The organism is Anaerobium acetethylicum, assembly GCF_900096945.1.
In the GTDB taxonomy this organism is placed as follows: domain Bacteria; phylum Bacillota; class Clostridia; order Lachnospirales; family Lachnospiraceae; genus Anaerobium; species Anaerobium acetethylicum.
The window spans coordinates 61,819-76,741 of sequence record NZ_FMKA01000012.1 but is presented as its reverse complement, the minus strand read 5'-3'; the positions used below and the strand labels follow the sequence as shown (position 1 = coordinate 76,741).

The window sequence follows — 14,923 nt, the reverse complement described above, 5'->3', positions numbered from 1 at the left end:
CCTATCATTATACTGATTTTTACAGATAAATTCAAGTTACAAAGGGGAACAAAGGCTTTCGCTACTCTATTTCTTCCAGATATGGCATTGCCCCTTGCGCTCCGATTTTCGTTACTGTCACGGCTGCAATTCTTGCTGCGAATCTGCAGGCTTCTTCATCGCTCTTCCCATTATATTTTCCGTATGCAAATGCACCGATGTAGGAGTCGCCTGCACCTGTCGTCTCGATGGCATCCACTTTTACGGATGGTATAAACGTGCAGCTGTTTCCATCGCAGAGGATGCTTCCATTTTTTCCAAGTGTTATGATGACTGTCCCATTCGTGAGCTCTGTCAGCTTATGCGCATGCTGTCTGGCTGTCTCGGCATCCTTTATTTCTTCACCTGCATAGAAAGATGCTTCTGTTTCATTCACCACAAGGCAATCCACCCTCTGAAGGGCTTCCTTACTGATTTCCTTTGCCGGGGCGGCATTCAATATCACATATACCCCATGTTCCCGGGCTTTTTTAATGATCATTTCCACGATACCAACGGGAATCTCCATCTGCAGAATGATGATCCTGCTGTTGAAAATGATATCTTCCATCTGCCTGATATCTTCCTGGGTCATGTCAAAATTGGCACCCGTTATAATTGATGCGTAGACTGCCCCGTCATTTAATACGTGAACGATCCCAAGCCCTGTATTCAGGCTGCTTCTTCCGACATAATCCGTGTGCACGCCGTATCCATCAAGCTTTTCCAGAAGTATATCTCCAAAATTGTCAGACCCTACTTTTCCGATCATATAGGTGGGCACACCAAGCTTTGCACACTGCACAGCCTGGTTTGCTCCCTTTCCGCCGCCTTCGTACGAAACGCTGTCGGCGGTATAGGTCTCACCCTGCATCGGAAGCCTTTCCTGCTTCATCAATATATCATAATTCAAACTTCCTACTACTGAAATATATCCATCCGCCATATCATGCACCTGCTTTTCTTATTGCTTTTCTTATTGCTTTTCCTATTGCTTTCCCATTGCTTTTCCTATCGCTTTTCCTATCGCTTTTCCTATCGCTTTTCCTATTGCCTTTTTAATTTCCAGTTCTTAATCTGCCCCTGAATGATATCCAGGTAAACCGCTGCTATAATGATGACGCCCGTTGCAATATACTGCCAGAATGTGTCTACTCCGCAGACGACAAGCCCGATCTTTAATGCCTGCAGCAGAATTGCTCCAAAGAATGTGCCAAAGATGCTTCCTTTACCGCCCGAAAGGCTTGTTCCACCAACAGCTGCCGCCGCGATTGCATTCAGTTCGTATCCCTGTCCGGCCGCCGGTTCTCCAGTGCCCAGTTTAGCAAGCATGACCATTCCCGCCAGCGCTGTTGCAACTCCGCAGAGCCCATATGCCATTATTTTATTATAATCGACATTTACACCAGACAGTCTTGTCGCTTCTTCATTGCTTCCCATGGAATATAAATAAGTACCGAACTTTGTATGCTTGAGCAGCACATAACCGACAGCTGATACGATCAGAAGGATGATTACGGAAGATGGGACCGACCCCAGGATATCTCCATCCATCATAGTTCTGAAGCTCTGCGGGATATTCAGCACCGGCCATCCGCCTGTTACAAGATACGCAATTCCCCTGTAGACGCTCATCATACCCATTGTAGCAATGAACGGCTGCAGATGCATCTTCGCAATCAGGAATCCGTTTAAAGCACCAAGTACGAATCCAAACAGGATGCCGAGAAGAACAGCAGCCCACGGATGGAGTCCGCTTACGAGGAGTTTTCCGATTGCTACAATGACTATGGCCATTGTGGAGCCTACTGTCAGGTCAATGCCTCCCGTTATGATGACCAGGGTGATGCCGACGGCAAGCAGGCCGTTAATTACTGTCTGGTCGACGATATCCATAAGATTTGTAGGTGTCAGATATAAAGGTTCAATAATACCAAAAATGGCCATCAAAAGAATCAATGCGATAATGATTCCCAATTCCCTCGAGAATCTTTTCCATATGTTTTTCATGCTATCCCTCCATTGCAAATTGCAAAATACTTTCTTCATTCAGCTCGCTTCTGCTAAGCTCGCCTGTCATACGTCCTTCACGCATAATGATGACACGGTCGCTCATACCGATTACTTCCGGCATTTCCGAGGAAACCATGATGATTGCCTTTCCGTCGGCAGCCATTTCTTCCATCAGCCTGTATATCTCCGCTTTTGCGCCGACATCGATTCCCTTTGTAGGCTCATCAAAAATGATGATGTCGGGGTTTGTCGTCATCCATTTTGCAATGATTACTTTTTGTGCATTTCCTCCACTCAGGCTGTTCGTCAGATATTCGGGATCAGCCGGATGAAGGCGCATCTGCTCAATATAGTATTCGCAGTTATCCTTGATTTTTCCTGTGTTGACAAAGGCGCCGCTGGTGAATTTGTCCATTGATGCCAGCGCCATGTTCTGCGCATTTGAAAAATCCTTTACGAATCCCTGTGTCTTCCTGTTTTCAGGAATCAGTGCGATTCCATAGGAAAGCGCCTCTTTTGGCGATTTTATCACAACTTCTTTTCCTTTGACCTTGATCTGGCCTCCGGTTATAGGATCCGCTCCGAATATAGCCCTTACAACGTCCGTACGTTTTGCGCCAACGAGCCCTGCAAAGGAAAGAATTTCACCTTTGTGCACCTTGAAACTGATGTTGTGGAAAACGCCCTTCGATTCCAGATTCGTCACTTCAAGTGCAACCTCTTTTGTTGCGCACAGCGGCTTGTTTCTGACCGCAAATGCAGACACATCCCTGCCGACCATGTTCCTGATCAGCTGTTCTTTTGTGATATCCTTGATATCTACCGTGCATATATACTTGCCATCCCTCAGGATGCTTGCCCTGTCCGCGATTCTGAAGACTTCATCCAGCCTGTGGGTGATGTACAGGATCGTAATGCCCTGGGCCTGCAGCTCTTTGATGATTTCAAGCAGCCTGTCCACTTCCTTGTCGGCAAGCGCAGACGTAGGTTCGTCAAACGAAATGATTCTGGCATTGTGAAACAGTGCCTTTGCGATCAGGATCATCTGCATTTCGCCCACGCTGAGAGAGTTTATCCTGTCGCTGCTTTTGAACCTGCAGCCAAGCCTTTCTAAAATCGCATCCGTTTTTTTGTACATTGCGCCGTAGTCGACAAGCAGACCCTTTTTTGGTTCGTATCCCAGTGCGATATTCTGTCCGACGGTAAGATCCGTTACAAGATTGACCTCCTGATGCACTTTTGCAATCCCGAATTCGATTGCATCATTTGCATTTTTAAAGCTGACCTTAGCATCTTCAATTTCAATGTCGCCTTCATACTGGCTGTAGATTCCGTGCAGGATGTTCAGCAGCGTCGATTTTCCCGCTCCATTTTCTCCCAGCAAGGCATGCACCTCGCCCTTTTTGATTTCAAAATCCACATTATCCAGTGCTGTATTTCCAGGGAAACGCTTTGTGATTTTCGAAAAATGAATCATAGTCGTCATGATTTATCCCCTTTACTTATGACATTAGCTGAAAAATGATATTTTCAGCTAATGTCTCATTCAATATTAGTATGTCTTTATTATATCACTATCTCTATTCGAATGTTGCTTCTTCCCAGCCGATGATTTCCTCTGCAGCCTGATCAACATTTGTGCTGTCGATCAGTGCCTGTGGAGTCCAGATTACTCTTGGAACTTCCTGGCCGCCCATTAAACGGAGGGTCACTTCACCAGCAATCTGCGCTTTGTATAATGGGAAGGAATCGATAGTCGCATCCATTCCGCCGCTTCTGATAGAATCATATGCTTCGCCGATTCCGTCAACGCCGACTACGAGAATATCTTTTCCTGATGCATTTACTGCTTCTACAACGCCTAATGCCATTGTGTCATTGTTGCAGAAGATTGCTTTCAGATCAGGATACTGTTTGATCCATGTATCTGCAAGGTCTTTTGCTTTTGAACGATCCCAGTCTGCATTCTGTTTCGCTACGATCTCGATATCTTTTGCGTTTGCTTCCATGTACTGTTCAAATCCTGCTGTTCTCTGTCTTGCTGCAAATGCTTTCGGCATACCGATTACGATTGCAACCTGGCCTTTTCCGCCCAGTTTTTCAGCGATCCATTCTGCTGCAAGTTCGCCGTTCTGAATTGCCTTCGGTCCGACAAATACGTCTGCATTTGCAATAAGTCCGTCATTTACGTTTACTACAGGAATGCCTGCTTTTTTCGCATCTTCAACACCCGGTACCAGGTTGCCATCAGAAATCGGAGATAACATGAGTGCATTATATTTCTTGTTGATCATATCCTTTACAACTGAAAGCTGTCCCTGTTCATCACCTTCACCCTGTGCGGAAGTAACATCTATTGTAACGTCATATCCCTGTGCCTGAAGCTTTTCCTGGAATACTCCGTATCCTTCTTTCAGCGTCCTCCAGTATTCATTTTCAAAGGCTTTTGCTACTGCACCAAGCTTTACGCTTCCTTCGACTGCCGGTATCGCACCAAGCTCACTTCTCAGTTCGCCGATTTCAATACCGTCCTCTTCATCCGGATTGAACGCTGCGTCTTCTGTCGTCGTTCCATTGTCTGTCGTACCTGTTTCTGTTGAAGTACATCCGGTAACTAAAGCTGTTGTCATAACCACTGTTAATAATGCTGCTAAAATTCTCTTTTTCATAATCTCTTCCTCTTTTCTTGGATTTTTATAATAAAATCATTACAATAAAGCTACAACGCTATTGTTTCGAGGCTTCTTTCCGGTCACTTTTTACTAGTTTAGCATAGAAACCAACATATCACTTACAGAAACTGCATTATTTTTTTGTATAATCTGACCAATCTTTTCGATTCCATAATTTTCAATTATTTCTTCAATTTTATGACACATTCTGATATTTGCCGTGCACTCTTCGACTGCGCCTTCCCGTTTCGGAAACGTGTCAAAATAGATTGCACCCTGGAAATCATATTTCATCAGGTAATAGAACACTTCTATTGTCTTCCAGAGATTCACCGTCCCGACCATCAGGCCGTCATCGGTGGAACCTTCACCATCATTCATATGCATGTTGAAAAGTTTGTTGCGTTCCAGAAGCCACGACACTGCGAATGCCGGATTCTCTTTTTTCATGAGCATATGGCAGAAATCAAGTGTCACACCAAGGTTATCTCTGCTGATATCTTCGACCATCAGCATCGCCGTTCCAAAGCTGTCAATCAGACAGTGGACCCTCTCTTCATAAGGCTTGTATTCAATGCTTACCGGCAGATCTGTATAGTCGCACACTTTCCGGAACGAATCTGCCACCTGGCTCCATACCTTGACATAATCGATCTGGAATGAATAGTCGAATCCGTCAAATCCAAGCCAGATAATCATCTGATCTCCTTCAAGCACCTTACATACATCCGCTGCTTCTCTGCAAAGCTGGACTGCATCTTCTGAAATCTCAATGTCCTTATTTCCGAATTCGCCGTTCAGGAATTTATCCCGGAACCTTAAATTGATACCGTTGCATTTCAATCCATTCGCTGCCAGCATCTCTTTTACTTCGTCAGCAGTATATTCCTGAAAATGTTCCGGATAGTTCAGATCGATATAATCTACTCCATCTATTTGTCCAATTTCATATAATGCATTTTTCAAATCCTTGTCCGTTCGCAGAAAAGAATTTACTCTTGTTGCATATTTCATCTGCTCACCTCCTTCATGAACACATCATATCAAACTTTTCAAATTGCGTCAATATGTGTCTTTTATTTTCATCTTTTGTCATAATTTTTAACTTTGTTTTTTATGTATTATTACTAGTTTTTCGCTTGGTTTAGGGATTTTGGTGGTTGTGTTGTAACTTTTCAAAATTTTTCACCTTTATTTATGTTTCACTTTTTTTCATTCATTTAAAATTATTTGAATTAAAAAACACCGCTTGCTTTTCTTCCTGTGAGGTTGAAAACAAGCGGTATTTATGGTGTTTATGTTTATGGTACCTATGTTTATGGTACCTTATTTTTGGTACCTGACACCATTAAATTCTCTTTATGGTACCTGACACCATTAAATAATGTTTATGGTGTCAGGTACTGTATTGGTGACGAATTGGTACCGAATTCATGTACCAATTTCTACCACCTTAATTCCCAGCATTCTGCAGACTTCAATCATCTGATCCGCCACATCATCCCATACAATGCTATAGTGGTGCGGAATTCCTTCTTCAAGAATATTTTCCACAATGCTTCTGACCGGAGATGAGACCTTGATATTAGCCATAACGCCCTTCGTATAACGGTCCATGTCCATGGCCTCGCCTCTGAGCAGGAACAGTTTGTACTGATCGTCGATATTGCAGAATCTCGCGATTGTGACTTTTCCTTCTTTCAGTGCACCATAGAATGCCGTTCCCTGGCCTGCCAACGGATGATTTTCTATCGTAAATTTGTATTTAGGATTCCTCAAAGAAGCCGCCGCATTACCGCAATGCCAGAATGTCATGACATTCTTTTCTTCATCGATATTTATCATATCTGTAATAAATGTCGGACGGCCGGTCAGATAATGCTGCACAATCTGCGCCAGTTCGGCATCTATGTCGCCTTCGCATCCGATATTCACGCCTTCATCAGCAAGTCTACCCAGCACCGCACAAGGTGTCGTATGAAGACTGCCCATTTCCGGCCAGCATTTGATACTTGCAAAATCATATTTCTGGTCCTTCATCAGCTTCTTCAGAGAAAGATAAAGCTTCGAATGGTTTTCCAGATGTCCATCAGGAAGCCTGGATACATCATATGCCGATTCCATTCCAGCCATATCTGCCTTGCAGGATTCTTCCGGTATCCTCTCCATTTCATCGAATACTACCTTCAGATCAGTTTCCTCCATCCTGATTCCGAAAGTCTTCCGGATAAGGCTCTCGCTAAAGCTCGAGTTATAGAATGCCGTCGGACGGTAACCGAAGAGTCCGAGGACGGTTCCTTTCAGTTTCTTGACGGTATCATAGGCTTTGATCAGGTTTATTACCCTGGCTGCGATGTCTTCCTTTTCTTTACTTCCATATACCGGATGGCAGACATACCCGAGTTTTTTTAGGGAAGCGGAATTCATGGTCAGTGCTACCAATGCATTCGCATAAAGCCTGTCATCCTTATGGAATTCAGGTTCATTGGGTGCCCAAAGCAGGATCGGCACCTCCAGATTTTCAGCAAGAATTGTCGGAATGTCATCTCCCGTGAATGCGCCATACAGCATAACAATCATATCTACAGATTTTTCCTTTAGTCTGCGGGCTGCATCCCCGGCTGCCTGAGGCGAATCCACAAGGAGCTCCGTCTTTATGACATTGATATCAGGCAGTTCTTTTTCAATCCATTCTCCATATTCCTTCATCCGCTTTTCTGGAAGCTCCCGTGGCCACCTTCCGGAAAGCGTCGTTACAAAACCAAGATTAAGCCCTTCTCTCATATCTGCTCCTTCTTTCCTGGTACCTGACACCATTAAATTTTGTTTATGGTGTCAGGTACCAATTATTAGGTATCAATTATTTCAGCACGATAGCCTGTGTAAGATGTCTTGGGCTGTCAGCATCAAGCCCTTTTTTCTCCGCAATATAGTAGCCGATGAACTGGCCGATAAACCCGATCAATGCCGCATACTGGTCATCGTTATATCCGTATTCAAGATCCAGCTTATAGTCTGCTTCGGAAACCGCTTCGGAAACGCCCTCGCCGATGGCAGCCGTAACTGCGCCATAGCTCTTCATTTCCCTGATGATTCCGGCCTCCATCTCTTTTGCTTTTGAATGGCACAGGGAGAGGATCAATGTGTTTTCATCTACCAGGCTCATTGGTCCATGCCTGTATTCCAGCGAATAGTATGCTTCTGAATTGGTCAGGCCCATTTCCTTCATCTTGTTCATGCATTCATTTGCAACTCCGTAGTATACGCCCTGTCCGAGAGTAATGAAGAGATTCAGGTTTTCGTGTTCCGATACGATTGCCTTTGCAAGGGCATCCATCTTCTTCAGAAGATCTTCTGCTGCCTGTTTGTAATCTCCCATTGCTTCAATCTGTTTCTTTTCGCCGCCTGCATACATGGCGAGTATCACGGAAAGATATACCATGCTGGTAAAGGAACCTGTCATGATGACGCTTTTTTCATCGGCATTGGGAGACAGTATCATGTAATCGTTGTAAAGGGAGCTGTCCTGATCGCAGGTGATTGCCAGGGTCTTCACATCCGGGAAGGAGCGCACTTTATCGATTGCCATGCGCACTTCGGTCGTGTAGCTTTTTCTTGTGATTGGAAGTACGAGTACTTTTCTTCCGCTTACAAATGTTTCCGGGAATAAATATAATTCGGAGCACGGTACTGCTTTTGCTGCCGTATTGTTATAGCTTGAAAATACATGTGCTGCAGTCTGTGCCAGATAGAGGGATGTTCCGCATCCTGTAAAAATGAGCTCGTCATAGGTTTCCCCGCTGTTGAAAACCTGGTCCAGCACTGCATAGATCTCTTCCAGCGTATCATTGATCGACTGGAATGCCTCTGGCTGTTTGTATATTTCCCTGTATGTAACTTCACTGTTTTTTTTCATTATTCTTCTCCTTTTTACTGTACTGCTTCCATCGCAGCTTCTGATTTTACCGCTTTTCCCTCAGATCCTGCCAGGCGTATGATTGCCTTCACATCCTCTGACAGCTTTTCATTGGCAAATTGCGAAAGTTTCCATGAGTGTCCCTGGTGGTTCAGTTCCTTCAGCCCTTCCTCATAATGTTCTACATATTTGTATCTGATTTCCGTACCGAAGTTTATCTTTGCCACGCCAAGCCCGATCGCCTCTTTGATGGTATCCTCCGACATTCCGGTGCAGCCGTGAAGAACGAGGGGGATATCGGTGAACTCCCTTACTTTTTTCAGAATGTCGAGTCTGATGTCTGGCTTGCCCTTGTAGTATCCGTGGGCATTTCCGATACCTATTGCCAGTGAATCCGGCTGGCATAAGGAAAGGAATTTCCTTACCTCTTCAGGATCCGCGACGTTTTTGTTCTCTGCTACGGCTCCGTCTCCGTCCAGGCGCACCAGTTCACCGATCTCGGCTTCCACCATGACGCCGTACTTCCTTGCTTCCTGTACCACCCTGTCTGTCAGTTCGGCATTCTCTTCTGTGGATCTGCTCGATCCGTCAATCATGACCGATGTAAATCCAAGATCCAGCGCTTCTTTGCATATTTCGAAGCTGTCTCCATGGTCAAGATGAATAGATACCGGAACCGATACTTTATTCGCGCACCATTTCGCAACCTCCACGAACCAGTCGTTTCCAGCATATTCTCCTGTAGAAACATAATGTGCAAGAATTATAGGGGATCTCATCTCCTCTGCTGCCCTGCATATAGCCCATATGATATCATAGTTTCCACCCTGTGTATTGATAGCTGGAATCGCATAGCCATTCCGTGCTGCATCCTCTAATGCTTCTTTATTGGTCACTAACATGTTTAGCCTTCTTTCTTTTCTCTATTTAAAATCCAATGATCACTGTTCCCTTATTGCAGATCCTTCCGGAAGAGCTTCTCCCCTGTCCTTCCAAAAAAAGATCCATCAGCGTCCTTCACTTCGACAAAACCCCGTAAACCTCAATCTGCGTAAGTGCAGGAAACGGCGATTCGTCCTCGTGCTTCTTCAGGTCAGATAGCTCTGCCCATTCCGCTTCCCTGGCTTTCAGGCTGAATTCCTGAAGGCCTTCCCGGTCAGTCGTCTGCAGGATCTCTTCGCTCCCGTCCGAAAATGAGACCTTCACTTCCGTCCAGTAGCTGTCATGGGGATAGTCAGCCCGCAGGAACAGCCCCAGTCCGTCAACCCTTACCCTTCGTCCGAACTCGATGCGGATGGCCGCGTTTTCCTGTCTGTTGATTCCCCACGACGCGTATGGGAACCTGCCGTGTCCGTCGCTGCTGAGGATTCCGTCTATTGCATTGCAGGCGAAGAAGACCGACTCGTTCCTGGTTTCGACATTTGCTGACGCATGGGGAAAGCTTCCGTTGCATTCCTTCTGGTCGATAGGATTGAGGGCTACGTTCCTTCTCCTGGTCAGATCCGTCTCATCCGGGGCCTCCACCGAGAAATAGAACCTGTCACCTGAAAAAGCCTCCATGGGAAAGGCTTCCTTCGCTTCCCGTTTATAGGGAAAACGATAGGTCAGGCTGCCGTCGGGCAGATAGACGAGACTCTTCTCTATGCATTTGTCGACCTTTACCCAGGCATAGGAATCTGCCGGAGCCGCAACACGCAGATAGCTACCCTCCGGGAGTTCTCCTTCATAGCCCAGATAGGCCCTGCGCTCATCTGATTTTGTTTTGAGAAGATTGTTGTTTCCGTCGTATAATTCCAGTTTAAACATATTTTTTTATCTACAGGCTTTTCTTCGTCCTGTTTTTCCTTTCTGAAACTGTGGAGTGACGCCCGCCTGGGCCGCTGCAGAGCACTTGGGCTGCTGCCTGGCCCGTAGCCTAGTCTGTCCTGGTTTCTGTCCTGGCTTCCCTCTTACCTTCCCAGCAAAAACGGATCCCCCGTCAGCTCCAGGTATTCCTTCAGATATCCATGGAACCTACCCGCCAGCTCATCGCCTTCCACATCAGCCACCGCCACCGGATTCTGCTGATAGGGATCCTCTGCATTGTGGTACAGGAGTATCTTCCTTTCCTCATCCGGCCTGTATCCGTTGTACACGACATAGGTATGCTCCTTCGTACGGACCCCCCGCCATCCGAAGCACTTATGGTTCAGGCCGCGTTTCTCATATTCCTTCACCATCTGGGCCTCGCCCGGAAAGGAGCAGATAAATCCAGCTTCAGGCTCGTCTGAAGGCAGTCCCAGAATCAGGTTCCCATGGCTGTGTCCCTGGCAGGTCTCCGGAATCTGTATGCCCAGCAGATCCAGCAGCGTCGGCATATGGTCAGGGCTTGTAAAAATAGCATCCCGGTCTCCCGGTTCAATCCGCCCTTTCTGCCTGATCATAAGCGGTATGTTGATGGATTCCTCATACCAGACGTTCTTGCTCATGAGTCCATGGGAGCCCATCATGTCGCCATGGTCCGCCGACAGGACAACAAGGGTGTCCTCTTCCAGATTATTGTCTTTCAGATACTGGCAGATCCGCCCAAACTGATGGTCAATGCCTGCGATTGCCGCAAAATACTGTCTGGTGATCACCTTCATCCGGTCAGTCCTGAATTCTTCCGGCACATTGTCCCTGAAGCGGACTTCGGCATCTTTGAACAGCCTGAAATAGTCATCCGGCACCAGCTCATAAGGCAGATGGGGCGGATTGTAGGACAAGAACAGGGCAAAGGGTTCGTCCTTTGCGCTTTTCTCCCCCATATATGCCAGTGCCTGATCTGTTTCAAACTCTGCCGACCATTTACGCGGTCTGATCTGTTCTGCGCTGTCTGCCCAGTAGTGGGGGTTCAGATGGTCATCGCATGCCCCGTAGGACAGCCAGTAATCAAACCCCTGGCGGCGTTCTCCCGGCGGCGTATAGGCATCCCAGTCAGAAGCCCCTGATTTTGGATGCTGCGTAAAGTTCATTTCCGATGCATCCAGATGCCATTTTCCGATGTAGCCAGTCTGATAGCCCTGTTCCTTCAGTACATTTGCGATGCAGGTCTCCTGGGGCTTCAGCATCACAGCCTCATTCAGTCCTGTTTTGCAGTTCGTCCACATTCCTGCCGAAAACGGATATTTTCCCGTTAGCAGCGAGGCTCTGTGGGGCGAGCACAAAGGAAACGTGCTGATTGCATTTGAAAATCTCATGCTTTCTTCTGCAAACCGGTCGATAGAGGGCGTCTGTACCTCATCCTGATTCTGATATCCGACAGCGTGGGCCCTCCACTGGTCTGCAAATATATATAATAAGTTTGGCTTTTTTTCCATGATATCCTCCCTTGTTCTGTCACCAATACGGATTCCAGTCCCTGCTCATCCTCGTAAGCGCTTCCAGATAAAAATAATCTCCCCATGTATTGCATTCGTCAACGCCCCTGTTGCGGCATGTATTTTCTTCCGATCCTCTTGCATAAGTGCCATGCATCAGCAGCCCATTGGACTGTCTGCTGTCATATACCGCACAATAGTCGATTAAAGCCCTCATCATTTTATCTGCAGCCATCCGGTATTTTTCTGCTTCTTCCGGCTCCAGGTATTTGCACATCTCCAAAATGCCGCATATGGCCACTGCCACTGCCGACGAATCCCTCGGTTCGCTGCTTCCCGTATCGAAGTCGAAATCCCAGTAGGCAATCAGATCCTCAGGCAGGTGCCTGATAAAATAGTCCGTCACTTTTTTGAATATTTCCAGATATTCCGGTTTTTTCAGATAGCGATAGCTGATGGCGACGCCATAGATTCCCCAGGCCTGCCCTCTTGCCCAGGCGGAATCGTTGCGGTTTCCCTGGTGGGTGACCCCGTAGGAAAGCTCGCCCGTCTCCGGATTCATGAAATAAGTATGGTAGGTGGAGTCATCCGGCTTGATCAGGCACTTCATAGCCGTCCGGATATGGTTCTCCGCTTTTTCTGCATAGGAACCGTCTCCCGTCACTTCCGTCGCCCAGTAGAGCAGCGGCAGGTTCAGCAGGCAGTCGATGATCAGGCGGTAATTGTCTTCGGCTCCGGGATTTCCCCAGGCCTGGATGAAGCGTCCCTTTTCCTGATACCTGGACACCAGATGGTCAGCCGCTTTGAGGGCTGCCACTTTACCTGTTTCGCTTCCCGTCAGCTTATATGCAGCCACGCATGACGGACTGTAGAGGAACCCCATGTCATGGTGGTTCACATCTATTTTCTTCTCGATCCTGTTTAAAAAGCTTTCGACCTGGACTTCGGCCGCCTGACGGAAGCATGCTTCCCCTGTCTTTTCATAGGCAAGCCAGATTTCTCCTGTCCAGAAGCCTGTGGTCCACTCTGTATTTTCTGTGGGCCAGTAGAACAGCTTCTCGCTGTTTGATGACTGGAAGTGGTCTGTGAACTCCTCCAGGTTATCCCTCACGATATTGACTGCCAGGCCGAATGCCGTCTCCAGTATTTTTTTATCTGTTCCTTCGTACTGTATTAATGTTTCAAATGTCTGTGCCATTTCTCATACTCCCCCTTTAACCTTTGATACCGCTTGCTGCGATTCCTTCAACAAAAAATCTCTGGAAGAACAGGAACAGGAGGACGACAGGAACAAGGGCGCATACGGAAGCCGCCATGATCCACGCATATTCCGCTCCAAACTGGGATATGAACATCCTGATACCGAGCTGTATGGTCTTCAGTTCCGTGCTGTTGAGGAATATCAGGGGTCCCATAAAGTCATTCCATACATTTACGAATGTGAAGATGACAAGGGTTGCCATTGCCGGTTTTCCCAGCGGAAGCACGATCCTTCCAAATATCCCGTATTCGCTCAGACCGTCTATTCTGGCTGCCTCGCATAATTCATCCGGTATGCTGATATAGAACTGCCTCATGAGGAATACGCCGAATGCGGAAAATGCCTGCATCAGGATCAGTCCCAGATGGCTGTTGGTCAGATGCAGCTTTGACATCAGCACGAACTGTGGCACCATGTAAACCTGCCATGGAACCGCAATCGTGGTCACGTAGAGGATGAAAAGCAGATTTCTGCCGCGGAATTTTACCTTGGCAAACCCATAGGCGGCAAAGCAGCTTGTGAAAAGCTGGATCACTGTCGTGAAGAGGGTCAGCTTCGAAGTATTCTTAAAGAACATGATCAGCGGCAGCTTTCCCCATATCACTTTATAATTTTCAAAATGGAAGCTGTCCGGTATCCATTTCATGGGAAGGGAAAACACATCCTTGTTCAGCTTCAGCGAGGATATGAGCATCCAGTAGAATGGAACCAGCATAATCAATGCCAAAGCAATCAGAACGACATATAATATGATTCTTTTTGCATTATTTCTTATGTGCATAATTTTTTCCTTTCTTACATATAATTGACGAATTTCTTTTCGCCCCTGAACTGGACCAGGGTTACCACAAGGACAATCAGGAAGAGCACGATGGCTGCTGCGCTTGCATAGCCGAACTTGAACTGTACGAAGGCCGCATTGTATATGAAGTTGACCAGCACGTTTGTTGCGCGTCCCGGACCGCCTCCGGTCATTACATAGATCAGGTCGAATACCTTGAAGCACTGGATCGTCAGCATGACCATGACGAAGAAGGTCGTCGGCGTGAGCATGGGAACCGTTATATATCTCAGCTTCTGCCATCCGTTGGCCCCGTCGATGCCGGCCGCCTCATAAAGGCTGCCCGATATTCCCTGCAGGGCTGCCAGGTATACGATCATGTAGTAGCCCATGTATTTCCAGATACTTACGATGATGACGGCTACCATGGCCCAGTCCGTGGAAATGACCCATCCTGGCGGGTTCTGGATGCCGATCATCTTCAGGAAGGTATTGATCGGACCATAATCAGGCTGGAACAGCATGTTCCACACGGCGCCTACTGCAACGATAGATGCAATATAGGGGAAGAAGAATGCCGTTCTGAACCAGGCGATCCCTTTTACCTTGCTGTTGAGCAGAACCGCCAGCAGCATGGAGGCCACTATGGTGATCGGTACTGTAAACACCGCATATTTCATGGTATTGACCAGGGATATTTTGAATGTGCTGTCATCCATCAGATGCCTGAAATTTTCTAGGCCCACGAATACGATGGGGTTGCTGGACCCGTCCCATTCTGCGAGACTCAGTATGAAAGAAAAGAGAACCGGAATCAGTATGAAAATACTATATCCAATCAGATTAGGCAGAATAAACGAATACCCGATTGCATCATTCTTCAGCCTGCGTTTCTGTTTTGATGTCATTTGCTGCTTACCTCCT

Annotated in this window: 13 protein-coding genes; all 13 read right to left on the bottom strand. The window is 46.8% G+C overall.

What is annotated here, in order from left to right:
• Window positions 1-61: 61 nt before the first annotated feature.
• The 13 genes from BJR36_RS10785 to BJR36_RS10725 all read right to left on the bottom strand — a co-directional run bounded on the left by BJR36_RS10785 (window position 62) and on the right by BJR36_RS10725 (window position 14,907).
• Complete coding sequence (locus tag BJR36_RS10785) at window positions 62-964, bottom strand: ribokinase (RefSeq protein ID WP_091233974.1); 903 nt, start codon at window positions 962-964, stop codon at window positions 62-64.
• A 101-nt stretch (window positions 965-1,065) separates the two neighbouring features.
• Window positions 1,066-2,028, bottom strand: coding sequence for an ABC transporter permease (locus BJR36_RS10780; RefSeq protein WP_091233972.1), 963 nt, complete (start codon window positions 2,026-2,028; stop codon window positions 1,066-1,068).
• Between the two features lies 1 nt (window position 2,029).
• Window positions 2,030-3,517 (bottom strand): sugar ABC transporter ATP-binding protein, encoded by a 1,488-nt coding sequence (locus tag BJR36_RS10775; protein ID WP_091233970.1) that lies wholly within the window; start codon window positions 3,515-3,517, stop codon window positions 2,030-2,032.
• A 94-nt stretch (window positions 3,518-3,611) separates the two neighbouring features.
• Window positions 3,612-4,700 carry a sugar ABC transporter substrate-binding protein gene (locus BJR36_RS10770; protein ID WP_091233967.1) on the bottom strand — a complete coding sequence of 363 codons (1,089 nt, stop codon included), beginning with the start codon at window positions 4,698-4,700 and terminating at the stop codon, window positions 3,612-3,614.
• Window positions 4,701-4,793: 93 nt separating this feature from the next.
• The gene (locus tag BJR36_RS10765; RefSeq protein WP_091233964.1) at window positions 4,794-5,717 is read right to left on the bottom strand and encodes a sugar phosphate isomerase/epimerase family protein; all 924 of its coding nucleotides are present in this window, start codon (window positions 5,715-5,717) and stop codon (window positions 4,794-4,796) included.
• A gap of 417 nt (window positions 5,718-6,134) precedes the next feature.
• The gene (locus BJR36_RS10760; protein WP_091233960.1) at window positions 6,135-7,487 is read right to left on the bottom strand and encodes an L-fucose/L-arabinose isomerase family protein; all 1,353 of its coding nucleotides are present in this window, start codon (window positions 7,485-7,487) and stop codon (window positions 6,135-6,137) included.
• A gap of 76 nt (window positions 7,488-7,563) precedes the next feature.
• Window positions 7,564-8,619: an SIS domain-containing protein gene (locus BJR36_RS10755; protein ID WP_242875532.1), complete on the bottom strand. Its 1,056-nt coding sequence runs from the start codon at window positions 8,617-8,619 to the stop codon at window positions 7,564-7,566.
• A gap of 14 nt (window positions 8,620-8,633) precedes the next feature.
• Window positions 8,634-9,521: a class II fructose-bisphosphate aldolase gene (locus tag BJR36_RS10750; RefSeq protein ID WP_091233954.1), complete on the bottom strand. Its 888-nt coding sequence runs from the start codon at window positions 9,519-9,521 to the stop codon at window positions 8,634-8,636.
• 115 nt (window positions 9,522-9,636) lie between these two features.
• Window positions 9,637-10,425 (bottom strand): hypothetical protein, encoded by a 789-nt coding sequence (locus tag BJR36_RS10745; RefSeq protein ID WP_091233951.1) that lies wholly within the window; start codon window positions 10,423-10,425, stop codon window positions 9,637-9,639.
• 143 nt (window positions 10,426-10,568) lie between these two features.
• A complete protein-coding gene (locus BJR36_RS10740) occupies window positions 10,569-11,957 on the bottom strand; it encodes a sulfatase family protein (RefSeq protein ID WP_091233947.1) in 1,389 nt (462 codons plus the stop codon).
• A gap of 19 nt (window positions 11,958-11,976) precedes the next feature.
• Window positions 11,977-13,155 (bottom strand): glycoside hydrolase family 88 protein, encoded by a 1,179-nt coding sequence (locus BJR36_RS10735; protein WP_091233944.1) that lies wholly within the window; start codon window positions 13,153-13,155, stop codon window positions 11,977-11,979.
• 16 nt (window positions 13,156-13,171) lie between these two features.
• Window positions 13,172-13,999 carry a carbohydrate ABC transporter permease gene (locus BJR36_RS10730; protein ID WP_091233940.1) on the bottom strand — a complete coding sequence of 276 codons (828 nt, stop codon included), beginning with the start codon at window positions 13,997-13,999 and terminating at the stop codon, window positions 13,172-13,174.
• A 14-nt stretch (window positions 14,000-14,013) separates the two neighbouring features.
• Window positions 14,014-14,907 carry a carbohydrate ABC transporter permease gene (locus BJR36_RS10725; protein WP_091233937.1) on the bottom strand — a complete coding sequence of 298 codons (894 nt, stop codon included), beginning with the start codon at window positions 14,905-14,907 and terminating at the stop codon, window positions 14,014-14,016.
• Window positions 14,908-14,923 lie beyond the last annotated feature (16 nt).

Excerpts from the sequence above, each read along its gene's own strand:
- BJR36_RS10740 (WP_091233947.1), bottom strand. The coding sequence starts at position 11,957 with ATGGAAAAAAAGCCAAACTTATTATATATATTTGCAGACCAGTGGAGG.
- BJR36_RS10750 (WP_091233954.1), bottom strand. The coding sequence starts at position 9,521 with ATGTTAGTGACCAATAAAGAAGCATTAGAGGATGCAGCACGGAATGGC.
- BJR36_RS10730 (WP_091233940.1), bottom strand. The coding sequence starts at position 13,999 with ATGCACATAAGAAATAATGCAAAAAGAATCATATTATATGTCGTTCTG.
- BJR36_RS10775 (WP_091233970.1), bottom strand. The coding sequence starts at position 3,517 with ATGACGACTATGATTCATTTTTCGAAAATCACAAAGCGTTTCCCTGGA.
- BJR36_RS10755 (WP_242875532.1), bottom strand. The coding sequence starts at position 8,619 with ATGAAAAAAAACAGTGAAGTTACATACAGGGAAATATACAAACAGCCA.
- BJR36_RS10725 (WP_091233937.1), bottom strand. The coding sequence starts at position 14,907 with ATGACATCAAAACAGAAACGCAGGCTGAAGAATGATGCAATCGGGTAT.
- BJR36_RS10760 (WP_091233960.1), bottom strand. The coding sequence starts at position 7,487 with ATGAGAGAAGGGCTTAATCTTGGTTTTGTAACGACGCTTTCCGGAAGG.
- BJR36_RS10745 (WP_091233951.1), bottom strand. The coding sequence starts at position 10,425 with ATGTTTAAACTGGAATTATACGACGGAAACAACAATCTTCTCAAAACA.
- BJR36_RS10785 (WP_091233974.1), bottom strand. The coding sequence starts at position 964 with ATGGCGGATGGATATATTTCAGTAGTAGGAAGTTTGAATTATGATATA.
- BJR36_RS10765 (WP_091233964.1), bottom strand. The coding sequence starts at position 5,717 with ATGAAATATGCAACAAGAGTAAATTCTTTTCTGCGAACGGACAAGGAT.
- BJR36_RS10770 (WP_091233967.1), bottom strand. The coding sequence starts at position 4,700 with ATGAAAAAGAGAATTTTAGCAGCATTATTAACAGTGGTTATGACAACA.
- BJR36_RS10780 (WP_091233972.1), bottom strand. The coding sequence starts at position 2,028 with ATGAAAAACATATGGAAAAGATTCTCGAGGGAATTGGGAATCATTATC.
- BJR36_RS10735 (WP_091233944.1), bottom strand. The coding sequence starts at position 13,155 with ATGGCACAGACATTTGAAACATTAATACAGTACGAAGGAACAGATAAA.